Origin of the sequence: Thermus thermamylovorans, from assembly GCF_004307015.1 — a bacterium.
GTDB classification, from domain to species: Bacteria; Deinococcota; Deinococci; order Deinococcales; family Thermaceae; genus Thermus; species Thermus thermamylovorans.
On record NZ_SIJL01000011.1, the window covers coordinates 1 to 15,426 of the forward strand.

Annotated in this window: 22 protein-coding genes; 6 read left to right on the forward strand and 16 right to left on the reverse strand. The window is 69.6% G+C overall.

Annotated features, from left to right (window positions below; translation table 11 throughout):
• Positions 1–297: 297 nt before the first annotated feature.
• Positions 298–618 carry a histidine triad nucleotide-binding protein gene (locus tag ETP66_RS08715; protein WP_130842252.1) on the forward strand — a complete coding sequence of 107 codons (321 nt, stop codon included), beginning with the start codon at positions 298–300 and terminating at the stop codon, positions 616–618.
• On the opposite strand, the gene ETP66_RS08720 is transcribed toward ETP66_RS08715, so the two are convergent.
• On the reverse strand, positions 615–1,043 hold the full coding sequence (locus ETP66_RS08720) for a bifunctional nuclease family protein (RefSeq protein ID WP_130842253.1): 429 nt from the start codon (positions 1,041–1,043) through the stop codon (positions 615–617). The two genes, ETP66_RS08715 and ETP66_RS08720, sit on opposite strands and share 4 nt — an antisense overlap.
• Before the next feature lie 23 nt (positions 1,044–1,066).
• Here ETP66_RS08720 and ETP66_RS08725 point away from each other — a divergent pair, with 23 nt between their 5' ends.
• Entirely contained in the window at positions 1,067–1,603 is a 537-nt protein-coding gene (locus tag ETP66_RS08725; RefSeq protein ID WP_130842254.1) for a phosphoribosyltransferase family protein, read from the forward strand.
• Positions 1,604–1,611: 8 nt separating this feature from the next.
• Positions 1,612–2,139 carry a type I phosphoribosyltransferase gene (locus tag ETP66_RS08730; protein WP_130842255.1) on the forward strand — a complete coding sequence of 176 codons (528 nt, stop codon included), beginning with the start codon at positions 1,612–1,614 and terminating at the stop codon, positions 2,137–2,139.
• 111 nt (positions 2,140–2,250) lie between these two features.
• Here the strand turns inward: ETP66_RS08730 and ETP66_RS08735 are convergent, their stop codons facing one another.
• Positions 2,251–2,793, reverse strand: coding sequence for a 5-formyltetrahydrofolate cyclo-ligase (locus ETP66_RS08735; RefSeq protein WP_130842256.1), 543 nt, complete (start codon positions 2,791–2,793; stop codon positions 2,251–2,253).
• Positions 2,794–2,867: 74 nt separating this feature from the next.
• Between ETP66_RS08735 and ETP66_RS08740 the strand changes: the two genes are divergently transcribed.
• A complete protein-coding gene (locus ETP66_RS08740; protein WP_130842257.1) occupies positions 2,868–3,098 on the forward strand; it encodes an FmdB family zinc ribbon protein in 231 nt (76 codons plus the stop codon).
• A gap of 24 nt (positions 3,099–3,122) precedes the next feature.
• On the opposite strand, the gene ETP66_RS08745 is transcribed toward ETP66_RS08740, so the two are convergent.
• From ETP66_RS08745 to ETP66_RS08760, 4 genes are read right to left on the reverse strand one after another with little or no spacing between them, the layout of a single operon-like run.
• Entirely contained in the window at positions 3,123–3,572 is a 450-nt protein-coding gene (locus ETP66_RS08745; protein ID WP_130842258.1) for a DUF192 domain-containing protein, read from the reverse strand.
• Entirely contained in the window at positions 3,572–4,066 is a 495-nt protein-coding gene (locus ETP66_RS08750; RefSeq protein ID WP_130842259.1) for a DUF192 domain-containing protein, read from the reverse strand. Before ETP66_RS08750 ends, ETP66_RS08745 begins: the two co-directional genes overlap by 1 nt.
• A gap of 4 nt (positions 4,067–4,070) precedes the next feature.
• Positions 4,071–4,676 carry a dTMP kinase gene (tmk, locus tag ETP66_RS08755; RefSeq protein ID WP_130842260.1) on the reverse strand — a complete coding sequence of 202 codons (606 nt, stop codon included), beginning with the start codon at positions 4,674–4,676 and terminating at the stop codon, positions 4,071–4,073.
• Positions 4,673–5,401: a Nif3-like dinuclear metal center hexameric protein gene (locus ETP66_RS08760; RefSeq protein WP_130842261.1), complete on the reverse strand. Its 729-nt coding sequence runs from the start codon at positions 5,399–5,401 to the stop codon at positions 4,673–4,675. Before ETP66_RS08760 ends, tmk begins: the two co-directional genes overlap by 4 nt.
• 94 nt (positions 5,402–5,495) lie before the next feature.
• On the opposite strand from ETP66_RS08760, the gene ETP66_RS08765 reads away from it, so the two are divergent.
• Positions 5,496–7,304: a S9 family peptidase gene (locus ETP66_RS08765; RefSeq protein WP_130842262.1), complete on the forward strand. Its 1,809-nt coding sequence runs from the start codon at positions 5,496–5,498 to the stop codon at positions 7,302–7,304.
• A gap of 154 nt (positions 7,305–7,458) precedes the next feature.
• Here the strand turns inward: ETP66_RS08765 and ETP66_RS08770 are convergent, their stop codons facing one another.
• The 6 genes from ETP66_RS08770 to ETP66_RS08795 are packed head-to-tail and all read right to left on the reverse strand — an operon-like array spanning position 7,459 to position 9,815.
• Positions 7,459–7,725: a DUF3467 domain-containing protein gene (locus tag ETP66_RS08770; RefSeq protein WP_130842263.1), complete on the reverse strand. Its 267-nt coding sequence runs from the start codon at positions 7,723–7,725 to the stop codon at positions 7,459–7,461.
• Complete coding sequence (locus ETP66_RS08775; protein WP_130842349.1) at positions 7,722–8,069, reverse strand: roadblock/LC7 domain-containing protein; 348 nt, start codon at positions 8,067–8,069, stop codon at positions 7,722–7,724. The genes ETP66_RS08770 and ETP66_RS08775 overlap by 4 nt, the downstream gene beginning before the upstream one ends.
• A gap of 45 nt (positions 8,070–8,114) precedes the next feature.
• Positions 8,115–8,444 carry a roadblock/LC7 domain-containing protein gene (locus tag ETP66_RS08780; protein WP_130842264.1) on the reverse strand — a complete coding sequence of 110 codons (330 nt, stop codon included), beginning with the start codon at positions 8,442–8,444 and terminating at the stop codon, positions 8,115–8,117.
• Positions 8,432–8,818: a roadblock/LC7 domain-containing protein gene (locus ETP66_RS08785; RefSeq protein WP_130842265.1), complete on the reverse strand. Its 387-nt coding sequence runs from the start codon at positions 8,816–8,818 to the stop codon at positions 8,432–8,434. Before ETP66_RS08785 ends, ETP66_RS08780 begins: the two co-directional genes overlap by 13 nt.
• A gap of 49 nt (positions 8,819–8,867) precedes the next feature.
• A complete protein-coding gene (gene recR / locus ETP66_RS08790; RefSeq protein ID WP_130842266.1) occupies positions 8,868–9,452 on the reverse strand; it encodes a recombination mediator RecR in 585 nt (194 codons plus the stop codon).
• A 45-nt stretch (positions 9,453–9,497) separates the two neighbouring features.
• Positions 9,498–9,815, reverse strand: coding sequence for a YbaB/EbfC family nucleoid-associated protein (locus ETP66_RS08795; RefSeq protein WP_130842267.1), 318 nt, complete (start codon positions 9,813–9,815; stop codon positions 9,498–9,500).
• Between the two features lie 30 nt (positions 9,816–9,845).
• On the opposite strand from ETP66_RS08795, the gene hemB reads away from it, so the two are divergent.
• Positions 9,846–10,826, forward strand: coding sequence for a porphobilinogen synthase (gene hemB / locus ETP66_RS08800; RefSeq protein ID WP_201738515.1), 981 nt, complete (start codon positions 9,846–9,848; stop codon positions 10,824–10,826).
• A 79-nt stretch (positions 10,827–10,905) separates the two neighbouring features.
• On the opposite strand, the gene ETP66_RS08805 is transcribed toward hemB, so the two are convergent.
• The 4 genes from ETP66_RS08805 to ETP66_RS08820 all read right to left on the reverse strand — a co-directional run bounded on the left by ETP66_RS08805 (position 10,906) and on the right by ETP66_RS08820 (position 15,362).
• Positions 10,906–12,108, reverse strand: a complete 1,203-nt coding sequence (locus tag ETP66_RS08805; RefSeq protein ID WP_130842269.1) for an MFS transporter — start codon at positions 12,106–12,108, stop codon at positions 10,906–10,908.
• 111 nt (positions 12,109–12,219) lie between these two features.
• Positions 12,220–13,770: an L-glutamate gamma-semialdehyde dehydrogenase gene (gene pruA, locus ETP66_RS08810; protein ID WP_130842270.1), complete on the reverse strand. Its 1,551-nt coding sequence runs from the start codon at positions 13,768–13,770 to the stop codon at positions 12,220–12,222.
• A gap of 12 nt (positions 13,771–13,782) precedes the next feature.
• A complete protein-coding gene (locus ETP66_RS08815) occupies positions 13,783–14,706 on the reverse strand; it encodes a proline dehydrogenase (RefSeq protein WP_130842271.1) in 924 nt (307 codons plus the stop codon).
• Complete coding sequence (locus tag ETP66_RS08820; RefSeq protein WP_130842272.1) at positions 14,703–15,362, reverse strand: GntR family transcriptional regulator; 660 nt, start codon at positions 15,360–15,362, stop codon at positions 14,703–14,705. Before ETP66_RS08820 ends, ETP66_RS08815 begins: the two co-directional genes overlap by 4 nt.
• Between the last annotated feature and the right edge of the window lie 64 nt (positions 15,363–15,426).

The following is a 15,426-nucleotide window of genomic DNA, read 5'->3' on the forward strand; positions in this document are numbered from 1 at the left end:
CATTGAATATCCGAAAGGGGGGTGGGTTTTTGCTTGGCACAGCCTGAATATGAGGCGTGGTTCCTGGTAGCAGCTGACTTACTGGATTTAGGTAACCCTATTCCTGAAACTAAGCTTCCGAGAGGGTGTAAAGAAGAAATTCGTAATAGAACCAGGTATTCGCCCACTATAGACCAACCACGCTTCACTAGCAAGCTGACTAATCACCTAAAAGAGGTGCGGAAGCGCTCCCGGTCTTTTGACAAGCTCTTAAGGGAAGCGGAGCGGTTGTGCAACCTTTTGCGGTAAGCTCTTCCCATGGACTGCGTCTTCTGCCGGATCATCCGGGGGGAGCTGCCCTCGAGGAAGGTGTACGAGGACGAGGGCTTCGTGGCCTTCCACGACATCAGGCCCCGGGCGCCCGTGCACGTCCTGGTGGTGCCCAAGGAGCACGTGGCCAAGCTTTCCGACTACCCCGACTCCGAAGAGGGGGAGCGGAGGCTTGGGGCCCTCTTCCGCACCGCGGGCCGGGTGGCCAAGGCCCTGGGGCTGGAGGGCTACAAGCTCCAGGTGCACGTGGGGGCGAAGGGAGGGCAGGAGGTCTTCCACGTGCACGTGCACGTCATGGGAAGCCCCTAAGCCTCCGCGGCCCCGTGGGGCCTGAGGCTGGCCTCCTCCACCCCAGCCCTCTCCAGCACCTCCTCGGCCACCAGGATGGGGGCCCCCACCCGCAGGGCCAGGGCCATGGCGTCGGAAGGGCGGGCATCCACCTCCAGATCGATCCCCCGGTGCTCCACGATGAGGCGGGCGTAGAAGGTACCATCCTTGAGGTCGGTAATCTCCACCCGTTGGAGCTTTCCATGGAGCATATCCATAACAGACAGCAGGAGGTCGGGGGTGAGGGGACGAGGGGGTTTCTCCCCCTGGAGGGCCACCACAATATGATGGGCCTCGAGGGGGCCGATCACGATGGGGAGGAGCTTGTCGTTTTCCGCCCGGAGCAGAACCACCACGCTCCCGTTCTGGGGGTCCACGCCCAGGGTCTCGATCTTGGCGCTCAGCATACCTTGAGTATAGACTGGGCGGCGTGAGGACCTATCCGGTGGAGATCGCCGGGGTGCGGCGGGACCTGCCCATCGTTCGGGTGGGGCCGGACGTGGCCGTGGCCCTTTTGAACCTCCTGGGGGACACCGAGCTTACCGAGGCCGCTGCCGAGGAGCTGGCCAAGCACCTGCCCGAGGAGGCCGAGACCCTGGTCACACCCGAGGTCAAGGCCGTGCCCCTGGCCCACGCCCTGTCCCGGATCACGGGGAAGCCCTACGTGGTGGCCCGCAAGACGGAGAAGCCCTACATGATCAACCCCATCACCCGCCAGGTCCTCTCCATCACCACGGGAAAGCCCCAGCTCCTGGTCCTGGACGGGGCCGACCTGCCCCTGATCCGGGGGCGCAAGGTGGCCATCGTGGACGACGTGGTGTCCACGGGCTCCACCCTTTCGGGCCTCCGGGAGCTCATCGAGAGCGTGGGCGGGGAGGTGGTGGCCGTCCTGGCGGTCTTCACCGAGGGCACGCCCCGCCAGGACGTGATCGCCCTAGGCCACCTGCCCCTTTTCAAGCCGGAGTAGGAGGCGGTATGGAGACCTATCCCATCACCATCGGCGGCGTCACCCGCCACGTGCCCCTTATCGAACCCCTGCCGGGGCGGCGCATCCCCCTGGTAGAGTTCCTGGGAGACCCCGAGCTGGTGCGGGCGGCGGCCCGGGCCTTGAGGCCCCTGGTGCCCGAGGGCACCGAGGTCTTCTTCACCACGGAAACCAGCCCCATCCCCCTCACCCACGTCCTGGCCGAGGAGATGGGCTTGCCCTACGTGGTGGCCCGCAGGCGGCGCCGCCCCTACATGGAGGACCCCATCATCCAGGAGGTGCAGACCCTGACCCTGGGGGTAGGGGAGGTGCTCTGGCTGGACCGGCGCTTTGCCGAGAAGCTTCTGAACCAGCGGGTGACCCTGGTCTCCGACGTGGTCTCCAGCGGGGAGACCATGCGGGCCATGGAGCGGATGGTGGGGCGGGCGGGAGGACGGGTGGTGGGGCGGCTCGCCGCTTTCCGGCAGGGAAGCCCCGCCCTCGAGGTGCACACCGTGGCCGAGCTGCCGGTGCTCTGAACGCCCCGCGGCCGCCGAAGCCGCGGCGGGGACCCCAGAAGACGGCCCGCGCCGCCAGGGGGCCACGGTAGGTCCCCTCCTCTCCCTCCCAGGGAGCCCCTTCCCAGGCGCTTAGCCCGGCCCCGGGCAGGCTCGGGGGACGGGCCACACCCCTCTCTCCGTAGCCAGGTAGCCCACGGGAACATCCCAGGGGTCCTGGGGAAGCTCGGGGAGGAGCAGGGCCTCCGGCACCACCCCCACGCTTTCCGCCCCCACCGCGGCCAGGAAGCGGTCGTAGTACCCTAGGCCATGGCCCAGGCGGAAGCCCCGGCGGTCAAAGGCCAGCCCCGGCACCACCACCAGGTCCAAGACCCCGGGGTCCACCGCCTCCGTGAGGGGCTCCAGGAGGCCGAAGGGCCCGGGGGCCAGGGGGCCCAGGGGGTGCACGGTAAGCCCCTCCCCGGCCACCTTGGGCAGGTAGTAGCGGGCGGGGTAGCGCTGGGGCAAGGCCAGGAGGTCCAGCTCGTGGGGCAGGGGATGGTAGAGGAGGATGTGCCGAGGGAGACGGGCCACGAGCCAGGGCAGGAGGGTCTCCACCACCTGCCGGGAGAGGGCCTCCCGGTCCAGGCGCCGCCAAAGGCGCAGGCACCGCTGGCGCAGGGCAGGCTTGTCCACGGGGGGAGGGTACCATTCCCCTCTCTTGACACTCAAGGGTGGAAAGTGTCAAAATCCCCGTGGGAGGGTAGGGTATGCCGGTATACGTGTACAAGGGCCTGGAGACGGGCAACTACTACGAGTTCGAGCAAGGCTTCTGGGATGAGCCCTTGCGGGCGCACCCTGAGACTGGGGAGCCCCTCAAACGGGTGATCACCCCCCCGGCCATCCTGTTCAAGGGCTCCGGGTGGCATGTGAAGGACTACGCCAAGAAGGAAGGCGGGGGCAAGGGGGCGGGTTCCGCGGGCCAGGGCTCGGAGGAGTAGCCCCCCTCCTTGGGGGCAGGGGCTTCAGGGAACCACCCGGTCCCCGGGGCGGAGCTCCAAAAGGCCCTCCCGCACCTCCAGAAGGCCCCGGTAGGCGGTACCGGGGCTCAGGCGCTCCCCGGGCTCCAGCCGCGCCACCCGCAGGACCTGGCCCTGGGCGTCCAGGAAGGCCACCACCACCGGGAAACGGTAGCCTTCGGCGGTGAAGGACCGGTCCGTGGCCTGGGGAAAGAGGTAGAGGAGGGCTTCCAGCTCCTCCCGCCGCACCCCGAGGCCCCGGGCCTGTCCCTCCGGGGAGCGGATAACCCGGGCCTTGAGGGTGTGAGGCCCCTCCTGGGTGAGCACCGTCACCGTCTGGGGGGGCGGGGGGGTCTGCAGCCTCCGGGCCGCCAGGAGGTAGCCCGTGAAGGACAGCAGGGAGAGGACGATGAGGAGGGCGAAGCCCACCAGGGGGAAGAGGGGGTTCCGCTCCACTACCTAGGCCAAAACCCGAGGGCCTCCCCCCCCACCCGGGCCCCGGGGGTGAGGCCGTGCCGGGCAAACCAGCCCTGGTTCACCTCCAGGGCACCCTGGTAGATCACCCCCGGGTGGTAGACGGGGCAGGGGTCGGCCCGGCAGGGCTCCATGTCCAGGATGCGCAGGATCATCCCCTCCCGGTCGAAAAAGGCGATGGAGAGGGGGATCAGGGTGTTTTTCATCCAGAAGCCTCCCGCGGTGGGGGCGGGGAAGAGGAAGACCATGCCCTCGTCCTCCGCCAGGGCCTCGCGGAACATGAGGCCCCGGGCCTGGCGCTCGGGGGTGTCGGCCACCTCCACCCGCAGGTGGTGGCGGACCCCCTCCCCCTCTACCCAGAGGGTGCTGCGGGGAAAGGCCGGGCCCTCCCCCGGGGCCCGCTGCAGGGCCCAGAGGGCAAACCCTACCCCCAGAAGGAGGAACAAGGCCAAAAGGGCCCAGCGCCGGGGCGCCATGCCCCTATCCTACCCCCAGGAGGCCCTCGAGGTGGGCCAGGATCGCCCGGTGGACCTCCTCCACGGGGGCCGCGGCCGGGACAACCCGGAAGCGCTGGGGCTCGGCCCGGGCGAGCTCCAGGTACCCCTCCCGCACCCTCTGGAAGAAGGGGAGGCCTAGCCCCTCCAGGCGGTCGGGGTCCCTGACCCGCCCGAGGGCCTCCTCCGGGGGCAGGTCCAGGAGGAAGGTGAGCCTGGGTTTCAGGCTCCCTGTGGCCTCCTGGGCCACCGCCAGCAACCAGGGGAGGGACAGGCCCCGGCCGTAGCCCTGGTAGGCCAGGCTGGAGTCCAGGTAGCGGTCGGAGACGACCCAAAAGCCCGCCTCCAGGGCGGGGAGGATCACCCGGCGCACGTGTTCCGCCCGGTCGGCGCTGAAGAGGAGGTACTCCGCCTCCGGGGAAAGGGGTTCCCCTTTCAGGAGCAGGTCCCGCACCCCGGGAAGCCCTCCCCCGGGCTCCTGGGTGAGGCGCACCCTTAGCCCCCGGGCCTCCAGGGCCTGGGCCAGGAGCCGGGCCTGGGTGGACTTGCCCGAGCCGTCCAGGCCCTCGAGGGTCAGGAACACCCCCCTCATAGCCCTGTGGGGTGGTCCAGGAAGACCCAGGGCAGGCGGAAGCGGGCCTCCAGGTGGCGGGCCAAGGCCTTCACCCCGAAGACCTCGGTGTCGTAATGCCCGGCGTAGATCACGTTGAGGCCCCGCTCGAAGGTCTCGTGGAAGACGCCGTGCTTGGGCTCCCCGGTGATGAAGAGGTCGGCCTCCACCCGGCCCACGAGCCCCGCCGCCCCGCCGGAGACGATGACCACGGTTTCCACCACCTCCGCCCCGCCCTGGTGCACCAGGGGGGTCATGCCCGTGAGCTGGCCCAGCCGGTCCGCCACCCGCACCAGGGGGGTGGGTTGGGGGAAGCGGCCCCGCACCCCCACGTCGTAGGGCTCCAGGGCCACAAGCCCCAGGGCCCGGGCCAGCACGGGGTTGTTGCCCACCTCCTCGTGGGCGTCCAGGGGCAGGTGGGCGGCGTAGAGGCTGATGCCCCCCTGGAAAAGGAGCTCCAGGCGGCGCTTGTGGTGGCCCACGATGGGAAAGGGCTTCCCCCAAAAGAGGCCGTGGTGCACCAGGAGGAAGTCCACCCCCTCCTCGAGGGCCCGGCGGAAGGTGGCCTCGGCGGCGTCCACCGCCGCCCCCACCTTGCGCACCTCCCGCTTCCCCTCCACCTGCAGGCCGTTCAGGGAGGGGTCCTGGGGAAAGTCCCCGATCCGCAGGTAGGCGTCCAGGTAGCGCACCAGCTCGTCCCGGTCCATGGGGCCCAGCTTAGTACGCCCTCTTCGCCCGCGCCAGGGCCCTGCCTTGGGGCGGGGTCTGGGCAGGTGAATGACCGGTCAGTATCATGGGCCTATGGGACCGGAAGTTCTCCTCAGGCTCCGCTTCCTCTCCGACCTCACCCCTGGCCCCGAAGGGTTCCCCCTCCTCCTCCTCACGGACATCGTGGAGGGGGAGCCACCCCGGTACCGCTCCCGGCTCGCCCTCTTCGACGGCACCTTGCGCCTCCTCACCCGGGAGGAGGCCAAAAAGCCCCGCTACGCCCACCCCTACGCCTACTTCCTGCGCAAGGTGGGGGAAGCCCAGGAGCTCTTCCGCCTGGACCTCCGGGGGGGCGAGGCGGAGAGGCTCACGGAGACCCCGGGGGTTCTGGACTACGCCCTGGGCCCCGGGGGGGAGGTGGCCTTCCTGGCCCTCAAGGAGGCCCCGAAGCCCGGTAGCCCCCGGGTTTACGAGGGCTGGCCCTTCAAGTTCGACGGCCGCGGCCTCCTGCCCGAGGGCAACGTGGCCCTTTACCTCTGGAAGGACGGGGAGAAGCGCCTTCTTCTGGACCGCTACCCCGCCCCCAAGGAGATGGCCTTCGCCCCCGAGGGGCTCTACCTGGTGATGGCGGAGGACGTCCCGGCCCAGGCGGAGGGGCGGGACACCCTCTACCTCCTGCAGGATGGGGCTTTGCAAAAGGTCTACGGGGGGGTGGGCCCCATCTTCGCCCTGGAGTGGAGCCCGGAGGGGCTCTTCTTCCTGGGCCACGCCTTCGAGCGGGCCGGGGGCACGGAGGCCCGGCTCTACCACCTGCGGGACGGGGAGGCCCGGGTGCTCCTGGAGGGGAGCCTCCTGAACTCGGTGAACAGCGACCTGCGCTACGGCGCCTACCCCCAAGGGCCCCGGTGGGGCGGGGACGGGGTCTACCTGGTGCGCACCGAGGCGGGCCTGGCCCGGCTCTACCGGGTGGACCTCTCCGGCAGGGCGGAGGCCCTTTCCGCAGGGGGCAGCGTCCTCGCCTTCACCCCCACGGAGCGGGGCCTCTTCCTCCTCACCGAGGACTTCACCCGTCCGGCCCGCCTCGAGGGGCCCCTGGGTCCCTTCGACCCCAATGAGGGGGTTGCCCTCCCCCTAGCCGAGCCCCTTTACACCGAGTGGGAAAGCCCCGAAGGGCACCGGGTGCCGGGGTGGGTGCTGCTCCCGGAAGGGCCAGGACCCCACCCGGTCATCCTCTACATCCACGGGGGGCCCCACACCGCCTTCGGCCGGGCGCCCATGCTGGAGTTCCAGCTCTTCCGCCAGGCGGGGTACGCGGTGGCCTTCGCCAACCCCCGGGGCTCCACCGGCTACGGCCAGGACTTCGCCCTCCTGGAGGGGGCCTGGGGGGAAAGGGACGAGGGGGACCTCCTGGGCTTTCTGGACCACGTCCTGGTCCACTTCCCCCTGGACCCCGCCCGGGTGGGGGTGGCCGGGGGGAGCTACGGGGGGTACATGGTGAACTGGCTCACCGCCCGCCACCCCGGGCGCTTCCGGGCGGCGGTCACCGACCGGAGCATCTGCAACTGGCTGAGCTTCTTCGGGGCCAGCGACATCGGCCCCCGCTTCACCTTCCTGGAGCTCCTCGCCAAGCCCTGGGAGAGGCCGGAGATCCTTTGGGAGAAAAGCCCTTTGCGCCTCGTCCACCGGGTGCGGACCCCCACCCTTGTGGTCCACGCCGAAGGGGACCACCGCTGCCCCATCGACCAGGGGGAGACCTGGTACACCGCCCTCCTGCACCTGGGGGTGAAGACCCGCTTCTTCCGGGTGCCGGAGGAGGGGCACGAGCTCTCCCGCTCCGGCCGTCCCGACCGCCGCATCGCCCGGCTCAAGGCCTACCTGGACTGGTGGCGGGAGAACCTCTAGGTACCCCGTCGGGCTTGCGCCCCGACGGGGGCCCCAAAAAGGCCATGGGCAGGGCGCTCTGGCCCTTGCCCATGGGGCGACCCCCGTACGCGGGCACTGGGTTTCAGCACCGGGGCAAAGCCCTATCGCCGTGGGGCCTGGGGCCGGGAGAACCTCAGGCCTGGCCTTCCGCCACCGGCTCGGGGATGGGACCGAAGGCCTCCTCGTAGCGGGCCACGTTCTCCGCCAGGCTCCTGAGGAGGGCCTTGGCGTGCTGCGGGCTGGTGATCACCCGGCTCACCACCATGGCCCCCCCCTGGGGCTGCAGAAGGGCGAAGTCCAGGATGAACTCGTTCTTGGTGTGGGCGATCAGGGCCAGGTTGGTGTAGCGGCCGAAAGCGGTGTCCTTGTCGATCTGGATGTCCAGCTTCATCTCGCTCATGAAAGCGCCTCCTCTACTTGGGGCAGGACCTTCTTCAGGGCCAGGCGGGCCCGGCCCAGGCTTCCCATCCCGTCCAGCAGGAGAAGCAGGTGGTGGCCGGGCAGGGGCACCAGAAGGAGGGCCCCCTCGGGGTACTCTACCATGACCTCCTCCACCCCCTCCTGGGCCAGGGTCTGGGCCAGGGCCTTGGCCGTGCCCAAGACGGTGGCCGCCCGGGCCGAGAGGAGGGCCGCCTGGGGAGCCTCCTCGTCCCGGACCTCCTCCACCACGAACCCGTCCTCGCTGAGAAGGGCCGCCACCCGCACGCCCCGGGTGGCCTTGAGTTCTCTAAGGGCCTCTTCCACCATGCCTCCTCATGCTAAGGGCCAGCGGGGAGAGGGATTGCGGGCTCAAAGGCCCTGCACCCGCAGGGCGATGCGGGAAAGCTCCTGGCCTATGGCCTTGCGGTCCATTCCCCGCTCGATCACCGCCCCTAGGATGTAGTCTCCCACCCGCAAGGCCAGCACCTCCTGGTCCTCCGTGGCCACGGTGAAGCGGCGGACCTCCCCGGAAAGGGCCCCCGCCAGAGGGGCCATGTGCCGCACCAGGGAGGCCAGTTCCGCCGCCAGGACCTCCGCCGGGGGCGCCCCCCGGCCCAGGGCCTCGATGACCAGCCCGTCCAGACCGGTGAGCACCGCCCGCCGCACCTTAAGAGGCCCCAGGCTCTCTAGGTAGGCCATCCTACCACCTCTGCGAGCCCTTCCATACCCCTGGCCGAGGCGAGGCGCGCCTGCCCCAGGTTGGCCTCCGGGCCCATGAGCAAGAGGAGAAAGAGGTCCTCCCAGGGTCTGGGGCCGGAGAGAGGGCGCACCATCCGGGCATAGCCTACCACGGGGTACCCGGCCACCAGGAGCTCCTCCACCCCGGGGGTGCCCAGGCTGGCCGCGTAGGCCGCCCTAGCCTGGCGCAAGAGGGCGGCGTGTTCGGCCACCGCGGCCTCCAGGTCCACCCGCCTGCGCCGCACCCCCTCCACCAAAAGCCCCTCCAGGGTGCCGATGGCCGCGGCGAAAGCGCCCTCCACGCGATCCAAAAGGCTTTGCAGCAGTTCTTCCACAACGCGGGGCCCCCTCTACCCCCGACCCGGAATGGGCGCCGGCATGGCCCTAAAGGGGTTTGCGGCCCTCCAAGGCCCGCCCCAGGGTTACCTCATCGGCGTACTCCAGGCTTCCCCCCACGGGCAGGCCGTAGGCCGGGCGGGTGGCCCGGATCCCCCGGCGGCGGAGCTCCTCCGCCAGGTAGAGGGCGGTGGCCTCCCCTTCCACGGTCATGGAGGTGGCCAGGACCACCTCCTCCACCCCCGCAAGCCTCGGCCAGAGGCTCTCCAGGTTGAGCTCCTTGGGCCCCACGCCCTCCAGGGGGTTCAGGGCCCCCCCCAGCACGTGGTAAAGCCCCCGAAACTCCCCGCTCCTCTCCAGGGCGAAGAGGTCGGCCACGGTTTCCACCACGGCCATCACCCGGCGGTCGCGGCCCGCGTCCTGGCAGATGGGGCAAAGCTCCCCCTCCGCCAGGTTGCCGCAGAGGCGGCAGACCCCAAGGCCCTCCAGACCCCGGAGGGCGGCCTCCAGGTCCGCCGCCGCCTCCCGGCGGAAGGCCAGGTGCAGGGCCAGCCGCTGGGCGGTCTTGGGGCCCACCCCCGGCAGGCGGGAGAGGGCGCGGGCAAGCTTGAGAAGGCTTTCAGGGTACCTCACGCTTGTTTCCCCGGGGCCCCCAGGCAGGCCCATGCCCGCCTGGGGCTAAAAGAGCTTCCCCAGCATCTGCCCCACGCCCCCCAGCTCCCGGCTCATCTCCTTTTCCGAGAGCTCATGGGCCTTCCTCTGGGCGTCCTGGATGGCCACCAAGAGGAGGTCCTCCAGGCCCTCGGGGTCGTCGGCAAAGGCCTGCAAGGCCTCGGGCTTGAGGCGCAGGGCCAGGATCCTGCCGTGGCCGTTGGCCTCCACCTCCACCAGGCCCTGGGCCGTGCCCACCACGCTTAGGGTCTCCAGCCTCTCCTGGATCTCCGCGGCCTTCTTTTGGGCCTTCTGCGCTTCCTTCAGGAGCTTCTGCAGGTTCATGGCCCCTCCCCTATGAGTATAGTGGAAGCCATGGACCGCCCCAGAAGGCTCCGCTCTCCCCTCCTCCGTCCCCTGGTGGCCGGGGTGGACCTCTCCCCCCGCCACCTGGTCCTGCCCCTCTTCGTGAAGGAGGGCGGGGAACCGGAAGAGGTCCCCTCCATGCCCGGGGTCTTCCGCCATCCCCTGAAGGCCCTCCCCCGGGTGGGGGAGGAGGCCCTGAAGGCAGGCCTGGGAGGGGTCATCCTCTTCGGCGTCCTGCCGGAAGCGGCCAAGGACCCCCTGGGCCAAGGGGCCTACGCGGAGGAGGGGATCGTGCAGCGGGCCATCCGCCTCCTCAAGGAGGAGCTGCCCGGGCTTCTGGTGATGGCCGACACCTGCCTCTGCGAGTACACGGACCACGGCCACTGCGGGGTGGTGCGGGAAGGCCCCTCGGGGTTTTATGTGGACAACGACGCCACCCTGGAGCTTTTGGCCAAGACCGCCCTCTCCCAGGCTCAGGCGGGGGCGGACGTGGTGGCCCCGAGCGCCATGATGGACGGCCAGGTGCGGGCCATCCGGGAGGCCCTGGACCGGGGGGGCTTTGCCCATGTGCCCATCCTCTCCTATGCGGTCAAGTACGCCTCCGCCTTCTACGGCCCCTTCCGGGATGCGGCGGGGAGCGCTCCCCGGTTCGGGGACCGCGCAGGCTATCAGATGGACCCGAGGGCGGGCCTCTGGGACGCCCTCAGGGAGGCCCACCTGGACGACCTGGAGGGGGCGGACCTCCTCATGGTCAAGCCGGCCCTGCCCTACCTGGACGTGCTCGCCGCCCTCAAGGGCCGCTTCGCCAAGCCCCTTTTCGCCTACCAGGTCTCCGGGGAGTACGCCATGCTGAAGGCGGCAGGCCTAAAGGGCTGGCTGGACGAAGGGCGGGCGGTTTTGGAAAGCCTCCATGCCCTGAGGCGGGCCGGGGCCCAGGGGATCCTCACCTACTACGCCCTGGAGGCGGCCCGCTGGCTCCGGGAAGCCTGATACCCCCCCTGACCGCCTCGGGGTGGGGACCCCGGCGGGAGGGGCAAAGGGGCAGAGGGCACGGCCTGGAGGCCGGGGCTCAGGCCAGGGTCTGGCGCTCCTCCCGGGGGGCGGGGATGCCGCCGATGAGCAGGGTGTAGAGGGCGGCCAGGCTCACCATGCTCCCCGCCAGGAGGAAGACCATGGGGGCCCCGATGAACCCCTCCAGGGCCCCGCCCAGCATGGTGCCGATGAGGACGGCGGCGTTCATCACCGCGCTGAAGGCGGCGAAGATCCGCCCCCGCATCTCCTGGGGGGTGTTGAGCTGCAGGATGGAGCGGGCGGGGACGATGAAGACCATGTTCAGAAACCCCCCCAGGAAGAAGGCCACCAGCACCCAAGCGAAGACGGGGAAGGCCCCGACGGAGGCCTCGAAGATCCCAAAGAGCAAAAGGCCGAGGAGGAAGAGCCGCTCCCGGGGGATGCGCCTCAGGAGGTAGGGCATGGCGAGACCCCCCAGGATGGCCCCCAGGGCCATGGCCGCCTCCATGAAGCCGAAGCCCGCCGAACCCACCCCCAGCCACTTGATGGCCAGGACCACCCCAAGGGCGGTCTCCACCGAGCCGAAGGCCGCGGCCACGAAGAGGGTACCCACCGCCCGGCGGATGGTGGGGTGGCCCACCAGGTGGCCGATCCCCTCCTTCACCCGGGCGAAAAAGGCCCCCTTGGGGAGCTGCCGCGGCCGCAGGGAGGGCAGGCCCAGGAGGATGAGCCCCGAGGCCAGATAGGTGGCGGCGTTCAGGTAGAAGGCGTACTCCGCCCCCAAGGTGGCCACCAAGACCCCGGCGGCCCCCACGAAGAGCACCTCGGAGAGCCGGTCCGCCAGGAGGACCAGGCTGTTGCCCTCGTCCACCTCCTCCTTGGGCACCAGGTCGGGGACCACGGCGTTCTGGATGGGGTCGTGGAGGTCGCGGCAGAGCTCGATGAGGAAGACCAGGAGGAGGAGGACGGGAAGGCTCTTGGCCCCCAGGAGGGGGATGAGGGCCACCAGGGGTACCCGGAGGAGGTCCGACCAGACGAGAAGCCGCCTGCGGTCCTGGGTGTCGGCCCAGGCGGAGAGGAGGGGGGAGAAGACCACGGTGCCCAGGAGCTGGACCCCGAGGACCAAGGAGACCCAGAGGGCGTTTTCCGTGAGGAGGTAGACGAGGACCAGGAGGGCCACCCGGTGGATCTTGCTCCCCGCCTGGGCCACCACGTAGGCCAGGATGAGCCGGGCGAAAGCCCTGTGCCTAAGGACCTTCATACCCCACCTTGGTGGGGATTATACCAGAATAGAGGGCAGGGTCAAGGGGCTCGGCACCCCTAAGAAACCCCTCCCCAGGCCTCTTCCGGGGGCCTGGGGAAGAGGCAACCCCTAAAAGCGCTCCGCCACGGTCTTCATCTCCAGGAAGTGCAGGAGGTAGTCGGGCCCCCCCGCCTTGGTGTTCGTGCCGGAGAGGTGGAAGCCGCCGAAGGGCTGCACCCCCACCAGGGCCCCGGTGATCTTGCGGTTGAAGTAGAGGTTTCCCACGTGGAACTCCCGACGGGCCCGTTCCAGGTGCTCCCGCTTGCGGGAATAGACCCCCCCGGTGAGGCCGTAGACGGTGCCGTTGGCCACCTCCAGGGCCTCGGAGAAGTCCTTCACCCGGATCACGGAGAGCACGGGGCCGAAGATCTCCTCCTGGGCGATCTTGGCCGTGGGGGGCACCTCGGTGAAGACGGTGGGGGCGATGAAGTACCCCTCCCCCTCCAGGCGCTCCCCCCCCAGGACCAGCTGGCCCTCCCCCTTGCCGATCTCAATGTAGGAAAGGACCTTTTCCTCCTGGGCCCTGGAGGCCACGGGGCCCAGGTCGGGGTTCTCCTCCGCGGGGCCCACCACCAGGCGCTCGGCCCGCTTCAAGACCCTTTCCATCAAGGGCTCAAAGGCCTTCTCCGTGACGATGAGGCGGCTTGCCGCCGAGCACTTCTGCCCCTGGAAGCCGTAGGCGGAGATGAGGATGCCCTCCGTGGCCGCGTCAAAATCGGCGGTTTCGTCCACGATGAGGGCGTCCTTGCCCCCAAGCTCCAGGAAGACCCGCTTGATCCACTTCTGGCCGGGGGCCAGCTTGGCCGCCCTTTCGTGGATCCAAAGGCCCACCTCGAGGCTCCCGGTGAAGTTGATGAACCGGGTCCGGGGGTGCTCCACCAAATAGGCCCCCACCTCCCGCCCCTCCCCGGGCAGGAGGTTCACCACCCCGGGGGGGAAGCCCGCCTCGTGGAAGATCTCAAAGACCTTAGCGGCGATGACCACCGTGTCCTCTGCGGGCTTGGCCACCACGGTGTTCCCCACGACCACGGGTCCCGCGATCATCCCGGTGAAGATGGCGATGGGGAAGTTCCAGGGGGCGATGACCACCCCGGCCCCCAGGGGGATATAGAAACTCTCGTTGTCTTCTCCAGGGAAGGGCACCACCTCCACGGAGGGGTACTTGTACCGGAGGGCCTGGCGGGCGTAGTACTCCAGGAAGTCGATGGCCTCGGCCACCTCGGCGCTGGCCTCGGTCCAGTTTTTGCCGATCTCGTAGACCAGGGCGGCCTCCAGCTCCCGCCTTCTCCTTTTCATGAGGGCGGCCGCCTTCAGGAGGAGGCGGCTCCGGTCTTCCTGGGGCCAGTCCTTCCAGGTCCTGAAGGCCCGCCAGGCGGCCTCCAGGGCGGCTTCCGCCTCGGCCCGCCCGGCCTTGGCCACGCTTCCCACCACCTCCTTGGGGGCCGAGGGGTTTAGGGAGAGGATCTTCTCCCCCGTATCCATCCAGGCCCCGTCGATGTAGAGACCCCAGTGGCGGCCAAACTCGGCCTTAACCCGCCTCAGGGCCTCCCGCATCTCCCGCTTGGCCTCCTCCGTCCCGAAGGTCTCGATGGGCTGGTTGCGGAAAGGTTCCACGGTCATGGCATCCTCCTCCTAGCCTCCCAAGAGGCTTCTCAGCACCAAAAAGAGGTTCTCGGGCCGTTCGGCAATGCGCCGGCTTAGGTAGGGGTACCAGTGGGTGCCGTAAGGCACGTAGGCCCGCACGGTGTAGCCCTCCTGGGCCAGGCGCCTTTGCTCCTCGGGACGCACCCCGTAGAGGAGCTGGAACTCAAAGCGCTCCTTGGGGATGCCCATGGCCTGGGTGTAGCGCTGCACCTCGGCGATGAGGCGGGGGTCGTGGGTGGCGAAGGCCACGTAAAGCCCCTCCTTTAGCGCCAGCTTCCCCAGGTGCAGGAACTCGGCGTCGATGAGGCGCTTGTCCCCGTAAGCCACCTCCTTGGGCTCCCGGTAGGCCCCCTTCACCAGGCGGAGGTTGGGCCGGTAGGGGAGGAGGTCCCAGAAGTCCTTTTCCGTGCGGTAAAGGTAGCTCTGGAGCACGAGCCCCACCCCGCTGAAGCCCTCCTCCCTGAGCGCCTTGTAGAGGCGCAAGGTGGCCTCCACCCTGGGGGAGTCCTCCATGTCCAGGCGCACGAACACCCCCTTAGGCTCGGCCTCCCGGAGGATCCCCCGCAAAAGCTCCCGGGCCAGGGCCTCGGAGAGGTCCAGGCCCAGCTGGGTGAGCTTCAAGGAGATGTACTTGGGCCAAGGGCGCTCGGCCACCGCCCGGACGAGCTCCAGAATGCCTCTCTGGAAGGCGCGGGCCTCCTCCTCCCTATGGACCATCTCCCCCAGGAGGTCCAAAATGGCGTGGACCCCTTGGACTTCTAATCTCTCCGCCGCCTGGAGGGCCTCCTCCAGGCTCTCCCCCGCCACGTAGCGCCGCACCAGGCTCCTGGCCCGGGTCTTGATCAGGGCCTCCACCCTGGGACTCCCCGCCACGGAAAGCACCGCCTGCCGATACCAAAGGTCCAGGTTCATACCCCTCCTTTCAGCCTGCGCACCACCAGGTCGCGAAAGCGCCCCACGTGGGCCTCCACCGCCCGCTTGGCCCCTTCCGGGTCCCGCCTCCGTAGGGCCTCGAGGATGGCCCAATGCTCCCGGCGGGTGGCCGCCTCCTGGGAGAGGGTGGGGAGGGCGCTTCGCACCAGGGCCAGGCTGGAGAGGAGGTCCTCGTAGAGGCGAAAGAGGGTCTTGTTCCCGGAAAGCCGCACCAGGGCCCGGTGGAACTCCAGGTCCCGGCGCATCTGCTCCGGGTAGTCCTCCGCCGCCACCTCGTCGATGGCCTTTAAGTACGCCTCCAGCTCGGTAAGCTCCCAAGGAGTGGCCCTCTGGGCCGCCTCCCGCGCCGCCTCCCCCTCCAAAAGGGCCCGCACCCCGTAGACCTCCTCCACCTCCTCCGGGCTAAAGGCCCGCACCCGGGCCCCCTTCCCCGGGACGAGCTCCACCAGGCCTTCCTCGGCCAGGCGCATGAGGGCCTCCCGCACCGGGGTACGGGACACCCCAAGCTCCTGGGCCAAAAGGGGCTCGGAAAGCCTCTCCCCTGGGGCGAAGCGCCCGGAGAGGAGGAGGTCTTTCAGGTGGCGGTAGACCGCCTCGCGCACCTGGTTGGGGCGACGGAAACCCAAAGCTTGCATCCTGTATACAGGATAAACGGTGCAGGCGCAGGGGTCAAGCCAGCGAGGTGGCCCCCGTGGTCTC

Excerpts from the sequence above, each read along its gene's own strand:
- ETP66_RS08715 (WP_130842252.1), top strand. The coding sequence starts at position 298 with ATGGACTGCGTCTTCTGCCGGATCATCCGGGGGGAGCTGCCCTCGAGG.
- ETP66_RS08720 (WP_130842253.1), bottom strand. The coding sequence starts at position 1,043 with ATGCTGAGCGCCAAGATCGAGACCCTGGGCGTGGACCCCCAGAACGGG.
- ETP66_RS08730 (WP_130842255.1), top strand. The coding sequence starts at position 1,612 with ATGGAGACCTATCCCATCACCATCGGCGGCGTCACCCGCCACGTGCCC.
- ETP66_RS08740 (WP_130842257.1), top strand. The coding sequence starts at position 2,868 with ATGCCGGTATACGTGTACAAGGGCCTGGAGACGGGCAACTACTACGAG.
- ETP66_RS08750 (WP_130842259.1), bottom strand. The coding sequence starts at position 4,066 with ATGGCGCCCCGGCGCTGGGCCCTTTTGGCCTTGTTCCTCCTTCTGGGG.
- tmk (WP_130842260.1), bottom strand. The coding sequence starts at position 4,676 with ATGAGGGGGGTGTTCCTGACCCTCGAGGGCCTGGACGGCTCGGGCAAG.
- ETP66_RS08760 (WP_130842261.1), bottom strand. The coding sequence starts at position 5,401 with ATGGACCGGGACGAGCTGGTGCGCTACCTGGACGCCTACCTGCGGATC.
- ETP66_RS08765 (WP_130842262.1), top strand. The coding sequence starts at position 5,496 with ATGGGACCGGAAGTTCTCCTCAGGCTCCGCTTCCTCTCCGACCTCACC.
- ETP66_RS08770 (WP_130842263.1), bottom strand. The coding sequence starts at position 7,725 with ATGAGCGAGATGAAGCTGGACATCCAGATCGACAAGGACACCGCTTTC.
- ETP66_RS08780 (WP_130842264.1), bottom strand. The coding sequence starts at position 8,444 with ATGGCCTACCTAGAGAGCCTGGGGCCTCTTAAGGTGCGGCGGGCGGTG.
- ETP66_RS08795 (WP_130842267.1), bottom strand. The coding sequence starts at position 9,815 with ATGAACCTGCAGAAGCTCCTGAAGGAAGCGCAGAAGGCCCAAAAGAAG.
- hemB (WP_201738515.1), top strand. The coding sequence starts at position 9,846 with ATGGACCGCCCCAGAAGGCTCCGCTCTCCCCTCCTCCGTCCCCTGGTG.
- ETP66_RS08805 (WP_130842269.1), bottom strand. The coding sequence starts at position 12,108 with ATGAAGGTCCTTAGGCACAGGGCTTTCGCCCGGCTCATCCTGGCCTAC.
- pruA (WP_130842270.1), bottom strand. The coding sequence starts at position 13,770 with ATGACCGTGGAACCTTTCCGCAACCAGCCCATCGAGACCTTCGGGACG.
- ETP66_RS08815 (WP_130842271.1), bottom strand. The coding sequence starts at position 14,706 with ATGAACCTGGACCTTTGGTATCGGCAGGCGGTGCTTTCCGTGGCGGGG.
- ETP66_RS08820 (WP_130842272.1), bottom strand. The coding sequence starts at position 15,362 with ATGCAAGCTTTGGGTTTCCGTCGCCCCAACCAGGTGCGCGAGGCGGTC.